Raw genomic sequence first — 19,198 nt, 5'->3', positions numbered from 1 at the left:
TTTCCCCATTGGCGCGGTGCTGCGTTAGTGCGAAGCCTGTACGGTCCGATCCAATGATGGACACGTCGGCAACGACCGAACGAGGGAAGCGCCATGGACGAAATGTGCGGAGCCGAAGTGCTGGTGCGCAATCTCAAGGCGCAGGGCGTGCGGCATGTGTTCGGCATTCCCGGCGCGAAGGTGGACCGGGTCTATGATTGCCTGAACGGCTCGGGCATCGAGACGGTGGTCTGCCGGCACGAGCAGAACGCCGCCTTCATCGCCGCCGGCGTGGGCAAGATGACCGGCAAGGCCGGCGTGTGCCTCGTCACCTCCGGCCCCGGCTGCACCAATCTCGTCACGGGCTTTGCCACCGCCAATTCCGAGGGCATGCCGCTGGTGGGCCTCGGCGGCTCGGTGCCGCGCGCGGAGATCATGAAGCAGACCCACCAGAGCCTCGACACGGTCAATCTGTTCCGCCCGGTCACGCGCTATGCGGCCGAGATCGAGGCCGGCGAGTCCATCGGCGAGATCCTCGCCAACGCCTTCCGCGCGGCGGAATCCGGTCGGCGGGGCGCGGCCTATGTCTCGCTGCCCAACGATGTGATGAACGAGCCGGCGCCGGACCTTGTGCTCACCCCCGCCCGCGTGCCCCGCCTCGGCGCCGCGCCGGAGGAGGAGATCGCCGAAGCGGTCCGCCTGATCGAGGCCGCCAGCCTGCCGGTGCTGCTGCTGGGCATGGATGCGAGCCGCCCCGCCAATGCGGCCGCCGTGCGCGCGCTGCTCTCAGCCCATCCGCTCGCCACCGTATGCACCTATCAGGGGGCCGGCGTGGTGCCGCGCGCGGCGCTGGATTGCTTCGGCGGGCGGGTCGGGCTGTTCCACAACCAGCCCTCGGACCGCCTGCTGGATGCCGCCGACCTGGTGATCGCCGTCGGCTATAATCCCATCGAATATGACGCGGCCCTCTGGAACGCCGGCAAGACCCGCCCGGTGATCCATATCGACCATGTGATCGCCGCCGTGGATCTGGATTACCGCCCGGCGGTGGAATTGTACGGCGACATCGCCGCGACGCTCGCGCGGATTACCGCCGCTTTGCCGCGCCGCCCGCGCCTCGTGCCCCATGCGGCGCTGGATGCGGCCCGGCGCGAGCTGGAGGAGGTGCGCGCGGCCGGCGCGCGGGAAGCCGGCATGCCGATGCATCCCTTGCGCATCATCGCCGACCTGCAGCCCTTCATCACCGAGGATGTGACCCTCGCGCTCGACATCGGCTCCTTTTACATCTGGCATTCGCGCTATCTCTACAGCTTCCGCCCGGAGCAATTGCTGATCTCCAACGGCCAGCAGACCCTGGGCGTGGCGCTGCCCTGGGCGATCGCCGCCTGCCTCGCCCGACCGAACGACAAGGTGCTCTCGGTCTCCGGCGACGGCGGCTTCCTGTTCTCCGCCCAGGAGCTGGAGACGGCGGTGCGCCTCAAGTGCAATTTCGTGCACATGATCTGGCGCGACGGCACTTACAACATGGTCGCGTTCCAGGAGATGATGAAATACCAGCGCCATTCGGGCACCGATTTCGGCCCGATCGACACTGTGAAATATGCCGAGGCGTTCGGCGCCACGGGCTTTCGCGTGGAGCATGCGGACCAGTTCGTGCCGATCCTGCGCAAGGCCATGGAAACGCCGGGGCCGGTGCTGATCGACATTCCGGTGGATTATCGCCACAACATCGCGCTTGGCGCCGCCATGCACGACAACGTCGTCTCGTAAGCGAGGGCCCGCCATGCCGACCTTAAATTGCGAGATTTCCCAATCGCTGTGGACCGCCCTCCAGGCGGCCACCGCAGAGAGTGGGGAGACACTCTCCCACATCGTTTCGCGCGCCCTCGCCGATACGCTCCAGGTGGACCATGGCACGCTGTTCCAGGTGTCCACCTCCGGGGCACTGGTGGAAGGGCTGTTCCAGGGCGTGGTCTCGGTCGGCACTTTGCGCGAGCACGGGGATTTCGGGCTCGGCACCTTCGTCGATCTGGACGGCGAGATGATCGCTCTCGACGGCGCCTTCTTCCAGATGCGGGGCGACGGCACCATCCGCCGCGCGGAAGATTCCCAGCAGGTGCCGTTCGCCATCGTCACGCATTTTTCCCCCGAGGCGCCGGTGACGCTGGCGCCGTTCGCCTCCATCCAGGAGCTTGTCGCGCAGCTCGACGCGCTGCGGCACACCGACAATGTATTCTTCGCCGTGCGCCTCTCCGGCCATTTCGCGCGGGTGCACAATCGCGTGGCCTGCAAGGCCGGCGCCCATGAAACCCTGGTTCAGGCCACCTCACACCAGGCCGAGTTCGAGTGCCGCGACGTGGACGGCACGATGATCGGCTTCTGGACGCCCTCTTATGCCAAGGGCCTCGGCGTGCCCGGCTGGCATGTGCATTTCCTCAGCGATGACCATCGCTTCGGCGGCCATGTGCTGGATTGCGCGGGCGACGCCATCACGCTCGCCCTGGAGCGGATCGAGGATTTCCGCATCGCCATTCCCGAGAGCGCGGATTTCCTCGCCGCCGACCTTTCCGGCGACACCACGCAGGCGCTCGACACGGCGGAGCGGGTGCAGAAGCCCGCCCCGACCGCCTGAAGCATCCCCCGGTCGGGACGTGAGCCGCTCAGGGTGTGAGCGGCTTGTCCTCGATGGAATCCACCCGGTCGGGGTAGAAGGCGAGATGGCCGGCGATCTCGGCCACCGCCGGGAACGGCGCCTCGTAGGTCCACACCGCATTGTCCGCCCGCGCGCCGCCGCCGGGAATACTGAAATAGCCGCAATCGCCCTTATAGGGGCAATAGGTGGCGTGATCGGTGCGCGCGAGCGCCGCCATGTCCACGTCCTTGCGGGGGATATAGGCCACGCCGGGATAGGACGCCTCGCGCAACATGAGCGCCTCGCGCGTATCGGCGATCACCCGCCCGCCGGCGGTAACGACAATCCGCCCCGGATGGCGCGACACGGTGATGGGGTGGTCGGGACCGGGCTGCTTCACGGGACGTTCTGCCATGGGATGGGCTCCCTCGTTTCGCGCCCACCCTAGGGCCTGATGCGATCGGGCTCTAAACACGAGTTGGAGACCGCGCGCTCCGATCCGTCGTCTCATGCAAGCCGATCGGCGCGGGCGCCGGGGCCGATCGGCATGCATGGCTGACGCCCGTGCGGGAGACATCGGTGAAAAAAAGGTGATCGCCCTGGGCGGATTCATTCATGGCGCAGAATTCGCCCGAAAAGCGGGTTCGGTGTGCCGGAAAGCGGCGGAGAAGCGTCACGAAACCCCTATTCGTCCGCGCTAAGCCCTTGTTTCACGTGAAACATTTTTCAGATACACCCGCCATCGCAAGCTTTGGCGGGACAGAAAATCACGCAGGCGCGCCTTCTCCCGGTGCCCGGTCCATAATGCCGGCGGCCCGCCGATTCGACCGGGCCAGCCGGGAGAGAAAAGACCATGCGCCCGTGGGTGATGAAGGCGGTTCGCCGGCTGGTGATCGTGCTCGGCGTGCTGGCATTGGTGCTGTTCGTGGGGCGGGCGGTGGATTCCCTGCGCGGCCCGCCGCTGGAGCCGTGGCACACCTTCGTGCCGAAGGAATTGAGCATCGCCGAGCTCGACCGCGCCGACTGGCCGGCCTATCTCGCCACCGAGCAGCGCCTGTTCGACAGCGTGCGCACCGAGGTGACGGACAAGCTGCCGCCCCGCGACCGCGTCGCCTCCGATCGCTATTTCGCGCAAAGCCCCATCTATCCCGGCCGCTTCGCGCAGGATTTCAACCGCTCCTTCGTGCTGGAGCCGGACGGACCGGTGCGGGGCGTCGCGGTGCTGCTGCATGGCCTCACCGATTCCCCTTACAGCCTGCGCCATGTGGCGCGGCGCTATGCGGCCTCGGGGTTCGTGGCGATCTCGATCCGCCTGCCCGGCCACGGCACCGTGCCGGGCGGGCTGACGGTTGCGGAATGGCCGGACTGGCTCGCGGCGACCCGCCTCGTCATGCGCGAGGCCAAGCGCCGGGCCGGGCCGAACCTGCCGATCCACTTGGTGGGCTATTCCAACGGCGCCGCGCTCGCGCTGAAATATTCGCTCGATGCCCTGGACGCCCCGGAGATGCCGCGGGCGGACAAGATCGTGCTGGTGTCGCCCATGGTGGGGATCACGCCCTTCGCCCGCTTCGCCGGCCTCGCGGCGATCCCGGCGGTGCTGCCGCCGTTCGCCAGGGCCGCATGGCTGAACCTGTTGCCGGAGTTCAACCCGTTCAAATACAACTCCTTTCCGGTCAAGGCGGCGCAGGAATCCTTCCGCCTGACCCAGGTGCTCCAGGATTCGATCCGCACCCATCTGCGCGGCGGCCGGCTGGAGGGCCTCGCGCCCGTGCTCGCCTTCCAGTCGATCCTCGACCACACCGTGAGCACGAAGGCGGTGATCGACCTGCTGTTCGCCACTTTGCCCGCCAACGGCAGCGAGCTGGTGCTGTTCGACGTGAACCGCAATTCCACCTTCGCGCCGTTCCTGAGCGAAGAGTCCGATACCGCCGTGAGCCGCCTGCTGCCGCAGGCCCCGCGCACCTTCCGCACAGCGGTGATCGCCAACATCTCCCCAGCCACCGGCGAGGCGGAAGAGCGGCTGAGCGATGCGGGTGCCAGCCGCGAAACACACCGCCCGCTCGGCCTGTCCTATCCGCGCGAGGTCTATTCGCTCTCCCACATCGCCTTGCCCTTCCCGCTCGAGGATGGGCTCTATGGCCTGAGGCCGGACCCGGCGGACGATTTCGGCATCCAGCTCGGCACCATGGCGCCGCACGGCGAATATGGCGCGCTGGACGTGGGCGTGGACATGCTTCTGCGCGTCTCCTCCAACCCCTTCGTTCCCTACATGCTGGAGCGCATCGGCGCCGACCTCCCCGCACCCGCCCCGCGCTGAGGTCGCGCGGTACCGCTGCGTGCAACTGTCGCGCACGCGCGCAGAGCGCGGCAGCCCGGACCCTCCCGACACCTGACGATCACACGCGTGTGAGCGTGTAACGAACCGCCGCGTCCTGGCGAATACCAATCGATAGCTGCGCAATCGATTGAGAAATAAACCTGGATGGACGACCGGCACGTTCCTTCTCTGACGCGACGCACGCTCGCCGCCAGCGCTCTGGGTGCAGGCGATCCGGCGACACGGGGGCTCACACCGCCGATCCATGTCGCGACCACCTTCATCCGCGACGCGGACAATGGCTACAGCACCGGCTTCGTCTATGGCCGGTCGGACAACAAATCGATCCATCAGGCCGAAGCGCTGATCGCCGAGCTGGAGCACGCCAGCGAGGCGATGATGTTCAGCTCCGGCATGGCGGCGGCAACGGCGGTGTTCCTGTCACTGGCGCCGACCCACGTGGTCGCTCCGAAGGTCATGTACTGGGGCCTTCGCCAATGGCTCCAGGACCTTCCGCGCTACGGCCACGCGGTCACCTTCGTCGACATGTCGGACCTCGAAGCGGTGCGCGCCGCGATCATTCCCGGAAAGACCGGGCTGGTGTGGATCGAGACGCCCAGCAACCCGCTATGGACCATCACAGACATCCGCGCGGTCTGCGCCATCGCGCACCTCGCCGGTGCCATCGTATGTGCGGATTCCACCGTTTCCACCCCGATCCTGAGCCAGCCGCTCGATTGCGGATGCGATCTCGTGGTGCATTCGGCGACTAAATATCTGAACGGCCATTCGGACGTGGTGGCCGGCGTGGTGGCGACGGCGCGCGTGGATGCGGCCTGGTCACGGATCGCGGACATCCGGCGGCATCACGGTGCCTTCCTCAGTCCGTTCGACGCGTTCCTGCTGCTGCGGGGATTGCGGACGCTCGACCTGCGCGTCCTGGCGCAAAGCCAAACCGCGAGCCTGCTGGCCGGACGCCTCGCGGTTCATCCCGCGATCCGGGCCGTGCTCTACCCCGGCCTTGCCGATCATCCAGGCCACGCCACCGCCGCCCGCCAGATGAGCGGCGGGTTCGGCGGCATGCTGTCGATCCGCCTGGACGATCGCGCCCAGGCCATCGCGGTGGCGGCCCATGTGCGGCTGTGGCGCCGCGCCACCTCGTTCGGCGGGGTGGAAAGCCTGATCGAACACCGGGCCTCCATCGAGGGCGAGGATTCGCCCTGTCCCGAGGATCTGCTGCGCCTCTCGGTGGGACTGGAGGATCCGGAGGATCTCTATCGCGATCTTCTCCAGGCGCTCACGGTGGTGCTCTGACATGACACAAGGTTCCAAGACCACCCCTGCCGTCGCCGTCGCCATAATCTGCAAGACGCCAAGCCCCGGCCGCTCGAAGACGCGGCTGTCCCCGCCCTTGCGGCCGGAGGAGTGCGCCGGCATTTCCGCCTGCTTCATCCAGGATCTCTCGGCGACCATCGCAAGCCTGACCGGCACCGGGCGGGCGGAAGGCTATGCCGTCTACACGCCGGCCGGATCGGAAACCCAGTTGTGCGCCCTGCTCCCGGATGGGTTCGGCCTGGTGTTGCAGGCCGAGGGTGATTTCGGCGTGCGCCTGGAGAGCGGGATCAACGATCTGCTGGCGGCGGGACACGCCGGAGCGATCGTGATCAATTCCGACAGCCCCACCTTGCCGCGCGCGATCCTCGACGCTGCGGTGGAGGCGGTTCTGCGCGGCGACAATCTTGTCCTCAGCCCGGCGCTCGACGGCGGCTATACCCTCATCGGCCTGTCGCGGCCGCACCCCCATCTATTCGCCGACATCCCCTGGAGTACACCGGAGGTCTATGCGCGCACGCTTGAACGCGCCCGCGAAATCGACCTGCCGGTGATCGCGCTCGATCCCTGGTACGACGTGGACGATGCGGACTCCTATGCGCTGCTGGAGCGCGAATTGGAGGGCGCCCGCCCGCCCTTCGCCACCGCCCCCCTCCAGCGCGCGCCCCGGACGGAAGCCTTCGTGCGGCAGCGCCGCGACGCGCTGGTGACGGCATGACCATGCCCCTCTCCCACCGCCCCAAGACTGCGATCATCATCCCTTGCCTGAACGAGGAAGAGCCGATCGCCGATGTGGTCCGCGAGGTGCGCGCGCAGGGCGTAGGCGAGGTGATCGTGGTCGACAACGGCTCGACCGACCGCACCGCCGCGCGGGCTGAGGAAGCCGGCGCACGGGTGGTGCGCGCCCCGGTGCGCGGCTACGGCCGGGCCTGCGCGGCGGGCCTTGCCGCCATCGCGCCGGGCACGGAAATCGTCTGCTTCCTCGATGGCGACGGCAGCGACGTGCCGGCCTTCATTGGCTCGGTCATCGGGCCGATCGCACGCGGCGAAGCGGACTTCGTGATGGGTTCCCGCCTCAGGGGACAGCGCGAGGCCGGCAGCATGACGCCGCAGCAAATCGCGGCCGGCTGGCTTGCAGGCTTGCTGCTGCGGTGGACCTACGGCGTGCAATTCACCGACATGTCGCCGCTGCGGGCGCTGCGGGTGGACACCCTCGGCACGCTCGGCATGGCGGAAATGACCTATGGCTGGAACCTGGAAATGCAGATGCGCGTCGCCGCCGCCGGCCTGCGCATCCGGGAGGTGCCGGTCGACCATCGGTGCCGCCGAGGTGGGGAATCCAAGGTCTCCGGCAACCTGGTCGCGGGTGTGAAGGCGGCCTGGAAGATCACCGCCACCTTCGCGCGCCTGGCCTGGACCCTGCGCCGGGCTGACGCCGGCGCGCCGCTCACCTCGCTTTCGGGAGGGCAATGACATGCATGTGCTTCTGACCGGCGGAGCGGGTTTCATCGGCCAGCACGTCCTGGCCCGCCTGAGGGCGCGCGGCCACGAGGTGCGGGTGCTCGATTCCCTGCGGGCCGACGTGCATCGCGGCAAGCCCTGGACGCCGCCGCCCGGCGTGGAATTTCAGCTCGGCGACGTGCGGGACGCGGCAGCGGTCGACACGGCGCTCCAAGGAATGGATGCGGTGGTGCATCTCGCGGCCAAGGTCGGGCTCGGCGTGGATGTGGGCGACCTGCCGGACTATGCCTCCTCCAACGATGTGGGAACGGCGGTTCTGCTCGCGGCCATGGCCCGCGCCGGTGTGCCGCGCCTGACCCTGGCAAGCTCCATGGTGGTCTATGGGGAGGGCGTGGGCCTGTGCCCCGAGCATGGCGTGGTGCAGCCGGCACCGCGCTTCGAAGCGGCCCTGGCGGCGGGCGATTACGAACCGCCCTGCCCCCTTTGCGGACGACGGCTCGGCACACAGCTCGTGAGCGAGGCCACCCCGTTCGATCCGCGCAACGCCTATGCCAGCAGCAAAGTGGCGCAGGAATTCTACGCTTCCAACTGGGCGCGCGTCACCGGCGGCGCGGCGGCGATGCTGCGCTATCACAATGTCTACGGGCCGGGCATGCCGCGCGATACGCCTTATGCCGGCGTCGCCGCGATTTTCACGTCCGCGCTGCGCAATGGTGTAGCGCCCCAGGTGTTCGAGGACGGCGGCCAAAGGCGCGACTTCGTCCATGTGCGCGACATCGCGGCAGCTACCGTCCAGGCGTGCGAAATGCACGCGCAGGGCGTCGCGGCCTTCAACGTCGGCTCCGGCACCCCGCGCACGGTGGGACAGATGGCCGAGGCGCTCGCCCGCTCGCTGCAGGGCCCTACGCCTGTCGTGACGGGCCGCTACCGGCTCGGCGACGTGCGCCACATCACAGCGGATTCCTCGCGCCTGCGCGCGCAACTCGGCTGGCAGCCGACCATCGCGTTCGAAGACGGGATGGCCGAACTTGCCCAGGCATAAAACACCATGAGCCGCCTGTTTCTGATCGCCGTCATCCTGCTCAGCGTGGCGCTGAATGCCTCCGCGCAGATCCTGTTGCGCTGGGGTGCGCGCTCGGGCCTTGGCGCCTCGGACGGCTGGACCCTCGCAAGCCTGCTCCAGGTGCTGCTGCGCCCGGGCATTCTCGGCGGCCTTGCCTGCTACGCCGTCAGCGTCGCGGTGTGGGTCTACGTGCTGAGCCGCGTCGAAGCCTCCTTCGCCTATCCCTTCCTCGGCCTCGGTTTCGTGTTCGTGGCGCTGGCCTCCTGGCAATTGCTGGGCGAGCCGCTCACGCCGCAGCGCCTCGGCGGCACGTTGCTGGTGGGCCTCGGCGTGGTCGTGCTCGCGGCGAGTTGAACCCCGCCGGCCGAGAAAAGGCGGGCGCGGTGTAACGAACCCGGCGCGGCCCGCGAAGTCCTTTTCAAAGCGTCATCTGTGCCAGCCCGCGCGGCGCGCAGGATGCCACAATCCGATGGAGGTCCGCGTGCTGGACAAACGCCCCTATGAGCCCCTGGATGTGGGCACCCTGCCCCGCCGGCTCGCCGCGGCGCCGGGCCTCGCAGATCGGCTCGGGCCGGCCGAACGCTGGCGCGTGCGCGAGGTGGGGGACGGCAATCTCAATCTCGTCTTCATCATCGAAGGGCCGCTGGGTTCTGCGATCGCAAAGCAAGCGCTGCCCTATGCCCGCTGCGTCGGCGACAGCTGGCCCATGTCGCTGGAGCGGAGCTATTTCGAGTATCACGCGCTCGTCCGCCTGGGGCAGCGCGATCCCGGCCGGCTGCCGCAGATCCATGCCTTCGATCAGGAACAGGCCCTGATCGTCATGGACTATCTCACGCCCCACGTCATCCTGCGCAAAAGCCTGATGGCCGCAGACGTGCTTGCGCACCTCGACCGGCAGATGGGCCAGTATCTCGCGCGCACGCTGTTTCGCGGCTCGGATTTCGCCATGGAGACGGCCCACCGCAAGCGCGACCTCGCGCTGTTCGCGGGAAATGTGGAACTGTGTGGCATCAGCGAGGATCTGATCTTCACAGATCCGTTCTGCGTGTCGCCACGAAACCGGATCACGCCCGGGCTGGAAGAAGATGCCGCCGCCGTGCGTGGCGACCGGGATCTCAAGCTCGCGACGGCGGCGCTGAAGCGCAAATTCTCCACCCGCGCCGAAACCCTTCTGCACGGCGATTTCCATTCCGGCTCGGTCATGGTGACCGCGCAGGACAGCCGCGTCATCGATCCGGAATTCGCCTTCTACGGCCCCATGGGCTTCGACATCGGGGCGTTCGTGGGCAATCTGCTGATGGCCTATTTCGCCCAGGCCGGGCTTGGCGCGGATGAACACGCGCGCGACGCATACGAAGACTGGATTCTCCAGCTCATGGAGGGCGTCTGGGCGAGCTTCGAGGAGGAGTTCGCGCAGCTTTGGCGCACTGAGCGAACCGGCATGCTCGGCCTTGCCGAACTGTTCGAGGATACCGGCGATGCCCAGGGCGCCGAAGCCGCCCTCGCCGCCCTGCTGCAGGACGTTTGGCGCGATACGCTCGGGTTTGCCGGCATCGAGATGCATCGCCGCATCCTCGGCCTCGCCCATATCCCGGAATTCGAGTCCATCGAGGATGAAGTCCTGCGCGCCGCCTGCGAGCGCCGCGCCCTCGCCATGGGGCGGCGCCTCATGCTTGAGGCCGACACCCTTGCCGATCCCCGGCAGGTCAGCCGGCTCGCCCGTTCCGTGAGGATCGCTTGATATGCGCCGAATCGCCTTGCCCCTGCTCCTCGCCTTGCTTCTGGCCCCGCTTCCCGCGCGCGCCGGCGGCCTGCCCGGCGGCGCCCACACCCAGGGCCAGCAGGCCGTGAGCGACGATGACCAGACGCCGGAAGAGCGGATGAATGCCCGGTTCCCGCAGAAGGTCCGCGTCGGCGACCTGATCGGAATTCCGGTCCAGGATTTCGACGACCGCATCCTCGGCTATGTGACCGAAGTCGCCAGAAAGCCGGACGGCGCGATCGTTCTCGTCATGCCGGAAGGCGGATGGTTCGGTCGCGGCGGGCGGCCTGTGCCGATCCCCATCGAAACGGTCGCGATCCTCGCACGGCACATCAACCTGCTCGATATCCCCCGCGAGGATGTGCCGAAACTGGCCACATGGGACCCCGCCCAGGGCACGCCCATCGAGAAGAACGACATCATTCGGATCGCAATCAGCCGCCGCTGACGCCTGGCGCTCAAGGATTGAACGGACCCACAGCGATGAAGATGCATCCCCTTCTCATCCGCATCGTCCATTGGACCAATGCGATCGCGATGATCATCATGATAGGCAGCGGCTGGAAGATCTATAACGACGAAGTTCTGTTTGGATTTCTGCATTTCCCCGACTGGATGGTGCTCGGCATCTGGGCGCAGCATGCCTTGCAATGGCACTTCTTCGGCATGTGGATCCTGATGATAAACGGCCTCGTTTACCTCGCCTATGGCCTGCTCTCCGGCCGCTTCCGGCGCATGCTGCTGCCCATCCGCCCGCGCGAGGTGATTACGGAAGCAATCGCGGCGCTGACCTTCCGCCTCAAGCACACGGACCTCACGCACTACAATGCCGTGCAGAAGGTGCTCTATGTGGGCGTGATACTGGTCATCATCGTGCAGGTCGTATCCGGCCTGGCGATCTGGAAGCCGGTTCAATTCTCTTTCCTGGTCGCGTTGTTTTCCGATTTCCAGGGCGCCCGTCTCGCCCATTTCATCGGCATGACCGCGATCTGCCTGTTTATGGTGGTGCATGTGATGCTCGCGCTGCTCGTGCCGCGAACCATCCTGGCCATGCTCACTGGCGGCCCGCAGGTGGCCGCAGGTCCCGCCCCCACCTCCCCGACGCATTGAGCCGAAGGCCCGACGATGATCCGCCCCCGTACCGCCTCCCGTTTTCGTCCGAAAATCCAGCCGGACCAGTCGCTTCTGGTGGAGAACCGCAAGCTGGTCGCGGAGATCGACCGGCGCAAGCTGCTGCGTGGGGCGATGAGCCTCGGTGCGCTCAGCTTTCTCACGGGATGTGACATCTCCGATCGCCAATCGGTGCAGGGCGCGCTGCGGACGGTGTCGTCCTTCAACGATCGCGTGCAGGCCCTGCTGTTCAATCCCACCAAGCTCGCCCCGACCTATTCCGTAGATCAGGTGGTCAAGCCGCCCCGCTTCAACGCTTATTATGAGATCGAGGACGTCAAGCCCATCGACCTGGCCACATGGAAACTGGAGCTCGCGGGCCTGATTTCCGACAAGCGGCCGTGGACGCTGGATCAGGTCTATGCGCTTCCCGAGCAGGAGGTCATCATCAAGCACATTTGCGTGGAAGGCTGGGACTATATCGGCCAATGGTCCGGGCCGAATCTGCGCAGTTTCCTCACGCGCATCGGTGCGGATCTGAGCGCCAAATATGTCGCCTTCCATGGCAATGACGATTACATGGAATGCATAGACATGGCCTCGGCCCTGCATCCACAAACCATCCTCGCCACCAAATATGCCGGCGAGCCGATTACCGACCCGTACGGCGCGCCCTTGCGCCTGCGCACCGCCGTCAAGCTCGGCTTCAAGAATCCCAAATGGATCCGGGCTATCGAAGTGACCAACACCTATCCCGGCGGGTTCTGGGAAGATCAGGGTTTCAACTGGTTCGCCGGCCTCTGACCAGACATCCTCGCCGCGAGGCAGGATCAACGCACGGAGCATCATGGCCACGCCGTCCGCCGCGATACTCTGTGCCCTGCTGGCGTTCCTGCTTTGGGTGCCGGTCGGCTGGCTGATCGCCCGCCGACTGCCCGTGGGACGCGATCTTGCCCTGGCTATGGCGCCCACGCTCGGATGGGCGGTCCAGGGCATCATCGCCCTGCACGCCGCGACGGCGGCCGGCTTCACGGTGATCGTCATCCTCGCGGCAACCCTCGCGATCGGTGGAGCCGCGCTCCTCCTGCCGGCAGCAAAAGACGGCGAACCCGCCCCGCGCGTTCTGCCGGTCTGGATTTTCGCCGCGGCGGGGCTGGTGGCGGTGGGGCCGGCGCTCGCCATCCTGCCCAAGCTCATGCCGGAGGGCGTCGCACTGGCGAGCCCGATCTACGACCATGCGAAGATCGCTCTGGTGGATGAGATCGTGCGCACCGGCGTGCCGCCGGCTAACCCCTTTCTCGGCACGGCGCAGGGGCCGGGCAGCACGGCCTATTATTATTTCTGGCTGTTCGGCGCGGCCCAGCTTGCACGCCTCTCGAGCGCAACCGGATGGGAGGCGGATATCGCCGCCACCTGGTTCGCGGGCTTTGCCTCCCTCGCATTGATCTGCGGCCTCGCCTTCCGCCTCTCGGACAGCCGGCGAGCCAGCGCGCTGTTTGTTCTCATCACCGCGCTTGGCGGATCGCTCCGCCCGGTGCTTTCGGCGCTGTTCGGCGCGGACGCGGTGGATGCCGCGCTGGAGCCTGCCACGGGCCTTGCTGGGTGGCTGTTCCAGACCAGCTGGAGCCCGCACCATGTCGCCTCGGCCGCAACCGTTGTCCTGTCTCTGCTCTTGATGGAGCGGTTGGCGCGCACACGTTCTTTCCGGCCTCGTGCCCAGACGCTCGCCCTTGTGCTGGTGCTGGCACTGCTGATCGCCGCCGGGTTCGAAAGCTCTTTGTGGGTGGGCGGCGTCACCTTCCTGCTTTGCGCCGGTGCGACGGCGCTTGTGCTGCTATGGAGCGCGCCGGCCGGAGAGCGACTTCCTTTCGTGATTGCGGTCGTGATTGCCGGCGCGCTTGCACTTGCGCTCGTCTTTCCGTTGCTGAGCCTGCAGCTCGGCGCCGCATCCGCCCGGGGCGGCGGCGCGCCCGTCCTGATCTCCCCGTTCGCCGTGCTCGGACCGGCCGTCCCCGAGGATTGGCGCCGTCTGCTCGACCTTCCGGCCTATTGGCTGGTTCTGCTCGCGATCGAGTTTCCCGCCGTCTGGATCATCGGCGCGATCGCCGTATTCCGCCTGAAGCAGCCGATGGTTCCGGCCCTGTCCGCGGCGACGTTCGCGAGCCTGTGCGGCGGCTGGCTGCTGGTGAGCACGGTGGGCGAGAACAATGATCTTGGATGGCGCGCCGTCCTGCCCGGCCTGCTGATCCTCACCGCTTTTGCCGGCGCCTGGTTCGCGCGATGCCTCGCACGGCGCCGAATGATCGCGCTTGGTGGCGCTCTGGTCCTTGCCTGGCTCGCGGTGCCGGATGGCCTCGTTCTGCTCCGCAACAACAGGGTCGGCGAACTCTCACCCGACGGCGCCCGCTTCCGCGACGCGCCCGAGATGTGGGCGGCGGTGCGCCGCCACACCGCGCCGAACGAAAGGATCGCGAGCAATCCGGCGATGATGAGCACTCTTGTGCCCTGGCCCATCAACTTGTCCTGGGCATTACTCGCCGACCGTCGCTCCTGCTTTGCCGGTACCGAACTGGTCCTGGCTTTTGCCACCTTGCCCGCTGACGCGCGGGCCAATGCGGCAAACCTGTTCGAGCGGGTTTTTGCCGGGTCCGCCAACTCGGACGAGCTTGCGGCGCTGGTGCGGGATTTCGGTTGCACCGTTGTGCTGCTCACGCCACAAGACCGCGCATGGAGCCATGATCCGTTCGCCCATTCGGCGCTTTTCACACCCGTGGAGGAAGTCGCCGGACGATGGCGGATCTACCGCGCCGACAGGCCGGGCGTCACCAGCGCAGGAACCGCGCGCCCATGAGATAGCCGGCTGCTACCACCATGGCGATGGCCGATGAATACCAGACCGCCACGAACAGCGGGCTGTCGTCGGGGCAGTGGGAGGCGTAGAGCGTGGCGGCGATGCCGCTGGCGGCAAGGCCCGCGACAGCGCCGGCAAGGCCCGGCCGCGACGGCGCACTATCCCGCAGCGCGACGATCAGGCACGCCAAGGGCGCCAAGGCCAAAATGGGAATGACGGTGAGGCAGAAAGCGGCATTCCGCCCGACCAGGCGCGTGGCCCAAAGCGCTTCCGGCGTCACGACCATTTCCACCATAACAGCGAAGGCCAGCGCGATCGGAAGCGCGACGAGCAGGAACGCCCAGGGGCCAATCTCCACCCCCGGACGGCCGATCCGCGTCACTGCACCGGCGGCGCCCAGCAATAAGGCGAGCGCAAACAGGAATTTAAACAGGAAGCGGGCGCTCCCCCCGACCGCCAAGAGATCCGGACGCACACCGACCGCAAGCGCGAACAGGGTCGTTGCAATCAGCGCGCCCAGGCTGAAGGCCAGCGCCAGACGGCTCGACAGCCTCCATGCGACGGGGGCATCCTGCGCTAGCACTCCGATCAGATCCTCAGTCTTCACACATTGCCTCGATATGCCGCCGCGAGTGTTCGCAATGCCCGATGCAATGCGACCCGCACCGCACCTTCGCTCATGTTCAAGCGACCCGCTGTTTCCCGGACGCTGGTGCCGTCAACCGATATGGAACGAACGATATCACGTTGTGGGCCCTTCAAGGTACTCAGGATCCTGTCAATATCGTATGCCTGCGTTGCATCGGCGGGCTCGTCGGCTTGCAGGACGTCGGACAAATCCTCGATGGGAATGTCGACATGCCGCCCCCGCCGCCGCAAGGTGTCGACCATCTTGTTGCGGACGATGGCGGAAAGCCAGGGACCGATCGGGCGGTCCTGATCCCAGGTGCCGCGTTTCAGATGGATCGCCAGCAGAACCTCCTGCACCACGTCCTCCGCGTCGCTGTGCGGCGATCCATAGCTATTGCAGCGCCGGCGGGCCATGGCGCGCAGATGCGGGGTCAGCGCTTGCAGGAACCCGCGATAGGCTGCGGCATCGCCCGCGATCGCAGCGCGCATCAGCTCCGCCCATTCCTGTTCGCGCGATGCCAGCGTCATGCAAGCGGATCCCGCGCGCCAACCGTGGCGTCATCGAGCAAGGCCAGTGCCGGCCGCACCAGTCCCTCCAGCAAGGCGCGCTCCGGTCGGTGGCGCGCGAGCACACGAAGCCCGAGCAGAACGCCGAGCAGGAGGCGCCCGATATCCTCGGCGGACTGCCGGCGGGCGATGGTCCCCTCCTCCTGTCCAACCATGGCGCATTGACGAAAAAACGCTTCCACCTGAACCAGGACCTTCGTGACCACGTCCTGGAATTCCGGATCATAGGGTGCGATTTCGAGTGCTGAATTTACCAGCATGCAGCCACGCCGCCCGGTATCCGCCACGGATCGATCGACGATTTCCTTGAAAAAGGCGTCGATCGCCTCACGCGGAGGCAACGCCTGGAACCGGCCCACACGATCGGAAAAGCTGAGCTCCACATAGCGCTCGAGTGCCCGACGATAGAGCGAGCGCTTGTCTCCGAACGCGTTGTACAGGCTTGCGTTGGTGATCCCCATGCGCGTGGCGAGATCGCGCACCGAGGTTGCTTCGTAGCCACGTTCCCAGAAGCACTCGACAGCGGCGCGAAGCGCGACCTCCTCATCAAATTCTCTGGGCCTGGCCATGGTGAAAGCCGCTCGCGCGCTGTTCCACTTGGTTTTAGAGCGCGCAATCTAAAATGCAACATGCTCCCGCTCGGCACCATGTCAAACGAGCGTGCACATGAACGACCGGCACCGGCCCGACGCCTGCGCCCCGCCTCCTTTCGGGGAATCTGACACCAAGCACCAGCATCCGGCCGGACCCAGCTTGGCCGGCGCCTTTAGGAAGCCTTCAATGGGCGTGCCCGAGATAGGCCGCGCGCACGGCGGGGTCGCTGCGCAGCGCTGTCGCGGGACCGGAAGCGGTGAGCCGGCCGTTTTCCATCACATAGCCGAAATCCGCCACTTCCAGCGCTGCCGCCGCAAACTGCTCCACCAGCAGCATGGTGATCTTTTCCGCTTTCAGCCGAGCGATGGTGGCGAAAACCTCCGCCACAAGCCGCGGCGCCAGCCCCATCGAGGGTTCGTCCAGCAACAGCACCTGCGGGCGCAGCATCAGGGCGCGCGCCATGGCGAGCATCTGCTGCTCGCCCCCGGACAGCGTGCCCGCCATCTGGTCTCGCCGCTCCCTCAGGCGGGGGAACAGCTCGAACATCCGCTGCAGATCAGCCTCCACATCGCCCTTGGGACGTGAGCCGGTGAGGCGCGGAAAGGCGCCCAGGATCAGGTTGTCCTTGACGCTCAAGGTCGAAAACACGCGCCGTCCCTCCGGCGAATGCGCCATGCCCTTGCGTGTGATGCCGAACGAGGGCAAGCCCCCGATCTCCTCACCGCCGAGGCGAATGGAGCCGGACTGCGGCGCGATCATGCCCGATAGCGCCCGTAGCGTCGTGGTCTTGCCGGCGCCGTTGGAGCCGATGAGGGTGACGAGTTGGCCGCTTTCGACCTTCAGGCTCAGCCCATGCAGCACTTGTACCTTGCCATAACCGGCGACGAGATCGGTGACCTCAAGCATGGCATCCTTACTCCGCAGGGACGGCTGCGCCGCCGAGATAAGCCTCGATCACCCGTTCGTTGTTCTGCACTTCGGCCGGCCGGCCTTCGGCAATCTTCTGGCCGAAGTCGAGCACGCTCACCGTGTCGCACACGCTCATCACCACATCCATATGATGCTCGATCAGCACGATGGTGATGCCGGCATCGCGCACCTTGCGGATGATCTCCATGAGGGCCTTGATGTCCGGTGCGGTGAGGCCGGCCGCCGGCTCGTCCAGCAGCAAAAGCTGCGGGTCGAGAGCCAGCGCCCGGGCAATCTCCAGGAGACGCTGCTTGCCGTAGGGCAGGTTGCGGGATTCCTCATTGGCGAGGTCCTCCAGGCCGACGAAGGCCAGCAGGCTCATGGCCCGCTCCCGCGCCGCCCGCTCCTCGCGGCGGATGCGCGGCAAGGCGAGCGCCACGTCCAGGAAGGTCGCCTGATAGCTGTGCTGCAGGCCGACCAGCACATTTTCGATCAAGGTGAGCTCACCGAACAACTGCACGTTCTGGAAGGTGCGGGCGATGCCGCTCTTGGCGATGGCGGAGGACGTGTGCCCGGCGATGTCCTGGCCGCGGAAGCGGATGGAGCCGCCAGTCGGCACGTAGATGCCGGTCAGCACATTCATCATGGTGCTTTTGCCGGAACCGTTGGGGCCGATCAGCCCGTGGATCGTCCCCGGCTTCACCGCGATGGACACCCGGTCTAACGCCTTCAGGCCGCCGAACTGCATCACCACCGAGCCCACTTCCAGCAGCACTCCTTCGGACGCCGCGTGGCTCGTGGCCGTCACGGCCTTGCGTGCCGCTTCGGCATTGATGATGGCGTGGGCATGGAACAGGCGCGGCCACAGATGGATGGCGAGCCGCTTGAGGAAACCGACGATGCCATCCGGCAGATAATAGACCACGAACAGGATCATCACGCCGAAGACGGCAAGCTTGTAGTCGGTGATCTTCTCCAGCATCAGCGAGAAGACGAAGAAGCCGATGCACAGCGCCACCGGAATGGCGTTCTGCGCCCGCCGCTCCGGCTGAGTGATGAAGCTGCGCACACCCGCAATGACCGCGATGACGGCGATGATGCCGGCGATGTAACGGAACAATTGGATGTCGGACAGCAAGTTCGGCAGGAACACGATGATGACGGCACCGAGAATCGGGCCCAGCCGCGATTTGCGCCCGCCCACAGTGACCGCGAGCAGGAATTGCACCGACAGTTCGAAGCCGAAATTGTTCGGCGCGATATATTGCTCGGAATAAGCGAACAGCACGCCCGCGAAACCGGCAAAACCCGCGCTGATCACGAAAGCCAGCACCTTGTGCTTGTAGACGCTGACGCCCATGCAGTCCGAGGCGATGGGGCTGTCACGCAGCGCCTCGAAGGCGCGGCCGAGGTGCGAAGCGAGGATGCGGTTGATCACCACCAGCGTCAGCACCAGGCCAATGGCGCAGATATAATAATATTCCACTTCCTTCATGCGCTTCAGCGACATGTCGAGGAGCGGAATGGTGTCCCCCAGCCAGCGCAGATCGAGGAACAGCGGGGTGTTGAGCTTGATGCCCAGCGGCCCGTTGGTGACATCGCTCATCTCGTTGATGAGGATCTGCACGATCGTGCCGAAGGCGAGCGTCACCATGGCGAGGTAAGGCCCGGTCACCCGCAGTGCCGGGAACGCCAGCACCACGCCGAACAGCGCCGCGACGATGATGCCGAGCGGGATGGCGGGCCAGAAGCCGATGCCGAAATGCATGGCCATCACGCCGGCCGTATAGGCGCCGATGCCGAACAGGGCCGCATGGCCGATGGAGACTTCGCCGGTGTAGCCGAACACCACGTCGAGCCCCAGAAGAAGGATCGAATAGATGGCGATGGTGACGGCCAGATGGAGATAATAGGGACTCGCCACCGCGAACGGCAGCACGATGAGCGCGGCAAGGCCCAGCAGGGACCCAAGGAGCTTCAGCTGCATCGGC

Annotated in this window: 20 protein-coding genes; 14 read left to right on the top strand and 6 right to left on the bottom strand. The window is 66.5% G+C overall.

Annotated features, from left to right (window positions below):
• Positions 1-93 precede the first annotated feature (93 nt).
• Both alsS and budA read left to right on the top strand, forming a co-directional pair.
• Positions 94-1,749 carry an acetolactate synthase AlsS gene (gene alsS, locus V5F68_RS05410; RefSeq protein WP_394013613.1) on the top strand — a complete coding sequence of 552 codons (1,656 nt, stop codon included), beginning with the start codon at positions 94-96 and terminating at the stop codon, positions 1,747-1,749.
• Positions 1,750-1,762: 13 nt separating this feature from the next.
• On the top strand, positions 1,763-2,611 hold the full coding sequence (budA, locus tag V5F68_RS05405) for an acetolactate decarboxylase (protein ID WP_394013612.1): 849 nt from the start codon (positions 1,763-1,765) through the stop codon (positions 2,609-2,611).
• Between the two features lie 28 nt (positions 2,612-2,639).
• Here the strand turns inward: budA and V5F68_RS05400 are convergent, their stop codons facing one another.
• The gene (locus V5F68_RS05400) at positions 2,640-3,026 is read right to left on the bottom strand and encodes a DUF427 domain-containing protein (RefSeq protein WP_394013611.1); all 387 of its coding nucleotides are present in this window, start codon (positions 3,024-3,026) and stop codon (positions 2,640-2,642) included.
• A gap of 136 nt (positions 3,027-3,162) precedes the next feature.
• On the opposite strand from V5F68_RS05400, the gene V5F68_RS05395 reads away from it, so the two are divergent.
• The 12 genes from V5F68_RS05395 (at position 3,163) to V5F68_RS05340 (ending at position 14,507) form a co-directional block, all read left to right on the top strand.
• Positions 3,163-3,312, top strand: coding sequence for a hypothetical protein (locus V5F68_RS05395; protein WP_394013610.1), 150 nt, complete (start codon positions 3,163-3,165; stop codon positions 3,310-3,312).
• A gap of 152 nt (positions 3,313-3,464) precedes the next feature.
• Positions 3,465-4,928, top strand: coding sequence for an alpha/beta hydrolase (locus V5F68_RS05390; protein ID WP_394013609.1), 1,464 nt, complete (start codon positions 3,465-3,467; stop codon positions 4,926-4,928).
• Positions 4,929-5,093: 165 nt separating this feature from the next.
• A complete protein-coding gene (locus tag V5F68_RS05385) occupies positions 5,094-6,242 on the top strand; it encodes a trans-sulfuration enzyme family protein (RefSeq protein WP_394013608.1) in 1,149 nt (382 codons plus the stop codon).
• A 1-nt stretch (position 6,243) separates the two neighbouring features.
• Entirely contained in the window at positions 6,244-6,978 is a 735-nt protein-coding gene (locus V5F68_RS05380) for a TIGR04282 family arsenosugar biosynthesis glycosyltransferase (RefSeq protein ID WP_394013607.1), read from the top strand.
• On the top strand, positions 6,975-7,733 hold the full coding sequence (locus V5F68_RS05375; RefSeq protein WP_394013606.1) for a glycosyltransferase family 2 protein: 759 nt from the start codon (positions 6,975-6,977) through the stop codon (positions 7,731-7,733). Before V5F68_RS05380 ends, V5F68_RS05375 begins: the two co-directional genes overlap by 4 nt.
• Before the next feature lies 1 nt (position 7,734).
• Positions 7,735-8,763: an NAD-dependent epimerase/dehydratase family protein gene (locus V5F68_RS05370; protein WP_394013605.1), complete on the top strand. Its 1,029-nt coding sequence runs from the start codon at positions 7,735-7,737 to the stop codon at positions 8,761-8,763.
• A gap of 6 nt (positions 8,764-8,769) precedes the next feature.
• Entirely contained in the window at positions 8,770-9,138 is a 369-nt protein-coding gene (locus V5F68_RS05365; RefSeq protein WP_394013604.1) for an EamA family transporter, read from the top strand.
• A 127-nt stretch (positions 9,139-9,265) separates the two neighbouring features.
• Complete coding sequence (gene mtnK / locus V5F68_RS05360) at positions 9,266-10,525, top strand: S-methyl-5-thioribose kinase (protein WP_394013603.1); 1,260 nt, start codon at positions 9,266-9,268, stop codon at positions 10,523-10,525.
• Between the two features lies 1 nt (position 10,526).
• Complete coding sequence (locus V5F68_RS05355; RefSeq protein ID WP_394013602.1) at positions 10,527-10,994, top strand: PRC-barrel domain-containing protein; 468 nt, start codon at positions 10,527-10,529, stop codon at positions 10,992-10,994.
• A gap of 35 nt (positions 10,995-11,029) precedes the next feature.
• A complete protein-coding gene (locus V5F68_RS05350; protein WP_394013601.1) occupies positions 11,030-11,656 on the top strand; it encodes a cytochrome b/b6 domain-containing protein in 627 nt (208 codons plus the stop codon).
• Between the two features lie 15 nt (positions 11,657-11,671).
• Positions 11,672-12,460, top strand: coding sequence for a molybdopterin-dependent oxidoreductase (locus tag V5F68_RS05345; protein WP_394013600.1), 789 nt, complete (start codon positions 11,672-11,674; stop codon positions 12,458-12,460).
• A 43-nt stretch (positions 12,461-12,503) separates the two neighbouring features.
• A complete protein-coding gene (locus V5F68_RS05340) occupies positions 12,504-14,507 on the top strand; it encodes a hypothetical protein (RefSeq protein WP_394013599.1) in 2,004 nt (667 codons plus the stop codon).
• Here V5F68_RS05340 and V5F68_RS05335 read toward each other — a convergent pair.
• The 5 genes from V5F68_RS05335 to V5F68_RS05315 form a co-directional block, all read right to left on the bottom strand.
• Positions 14,479-15,114, bottom strand: a complete 636-nt coding sequence (locus V5F68_RS05335) for an NrsF family protein (protein ID WP_394013598.1) — start codon at positions 15,112-15,114, stop codon at positions 14,479-14,481. The two genes, V5F68_RS05340 and V5F68_RS05335, sit on opposite strands and share 29 nt — an antisense overlap.
• Complete coding sequence (locus tag V5F68_RS05330; RefSeq protein ID WP_394013597.1) at positions 15,111-15,665, bottom strand: sigma-70 family RNA polymerase sigma factor; 555 nt, start codon at positions 15,663-15,665, stop codon at positions 15,111-15,113. Before V5F68_RS05330 ends, V5F68_RS05335 begins: the two co-directional genes overlap by 4 nt.
• Entirely contained in the window at positions 15,662-16,186 is a 525-nt protein-coding gene (locus V5F68_RS05325; RefSeq protein ID WP_509274667.1) for a TetR family transcriptional regulator C-terminal domain-containing protein, read from the bottom strand. The genes V5F68_RS05330 and V5F68_RS05325 overlap by 4 nt, the downstream gene beginning before the upstream one ends.
• A 295-nt stretch (positions 16,187-16,481) precedes the next feature.
• On the bottom strand, positions 16,482-17,204 hold the full coding sequence (locus V5F68_RS05320) for an ABC transporter ATP-binding protein (RefSeq protein ID WP_348846034.1): 723 nt from the start codon (positions 17,202-17,204) through the stop codon (positions 16,482-16,484).
• A 7-nt stretch (positions 17,205-17,211) separates the two neighbouring features.
• On the bottom strand, positions 17,212-19,194 hold the full coding sequence (locus tag V5F68_RS05315) for a branched-chain amino acid ABC transporter ATP-binding protein/permease (protein ID WP_394013595.1): 1,983 nt from the start codon (positions 19,192-19,194) through the stop codon (positions 17,212-17,214).
• Positions 19,195-19,198 lie beyond the last annotated feature (4 nt).

Origin of the sequence: Roseixanthobacter pseudopolyaromaticivorans (assembly GCF_043195145.2) — a bacterium.
Classification (GTDB): domain Bacteria; phylum Pseudomonadota; class Alphaproteobacteria; order Rhizobiales; family Xanthobacteraceae; genus NCEH01.
The sequence above is the reverse complement of the archived record's forward strand: the minus strand, read 5'-3'. Positions and strand labels throughout refer to the sequence as shown.